Source organism: Clostridium sediminicola (assembly GCF_050402865.1).
Lineage (GTDB): Bacteria > Bacillota > Clostridia > Clostridiales > Clostridiaceae > Clostridium_AF > Clostridium_AF sediminicola.
Genome location: NZ_BAABMF010000067.1, coordinates 1 through 897 on the forward strand (window position 1 = coordinate 1; position 897 = coordinate 897).

Annotated in this window: 1 protein-coding gene; it reads left to right on the forward strand. The window is 35.7% G+C overall.

Annotated elements, in window-relative coordinates; all coding sequences use genetic code 11:
- On the forward strand, window positions 1-897 hold an 897-nt coding region (gene porA, locus ACQ3F0_RS26730; RefSeq protein ID WP_428868865.1), incomplete at both ends, for a pyruvate ferredoxin oxidoreductase.

The window sequence follows — 897 nt, forward strand, 5'->3', positions numbered from 1 at the left end:
CACCATCAACAGAAGTACCACAGTACTTTTCTAGATATGTTGCAAATGGTCAAGTAGATACTGAATTTGTACCAGTAGAGAGTGAGCATAGTGCAATGTCAGCATGTATTGGTTCTGAATCAGCAGGAGCAAGAACATTCACAGCAACATCATCTTGTGGATTAGCATTAATGTTTGAGGAATTATATATAGCAGCATCAAATAGATTACCAATAACAATGGCAGTAATAAACAGAGCATTATCAGGTCCAATTAATATAAATGCAGACCATTCAGATAGTATGCCAACAAGAGATTCAGGTTGGTTACAAATATATTCAGAAAATAACCAAGAAGCTTACGATAACTTTATACAAGCTGTAAGAATTGGAGAGCATGATGACGTAAGACTACCAGTTATGGTATGTCAAGATGGATTTATCACAAGTCATGCAGTTGAAAATATAGAATTAATTGAAGACGAAAAAGTTAAGAACTTTGTAGGTGAGTATTATCCAAAACATTACCTTTTAAATCCTGAAGAGCCAATGTCAGTTGGACCATATGATACACCAGCATATTATATGGAGCACAAAAGACAACAAGCTCAAGGCATGATGAATGCTAAAAAGGTTATTATGGAAGTAGCAGAAGAGTTTGAAAAAATATCTGGAAGAAAATATGAAATGTTTGAATCTTATAAATTAGAAGATGCTGAAACTGCAATAGTTATAATAAACTCAGCAGCAGGAACAGCTAAAGACGCAATAGATGCTCTTAGAGCAGAAGGTAAAAAAGTTGGACTTCTTAAGATTCGTGTATTTAGACCATTCCCAGCAGAAGAAATTGCAGCAGCACTAGAAGGAAAAGTAGCTGTAGCAGTAATGGATAGAGCAGAAGGATTCAACGCATGCGGCG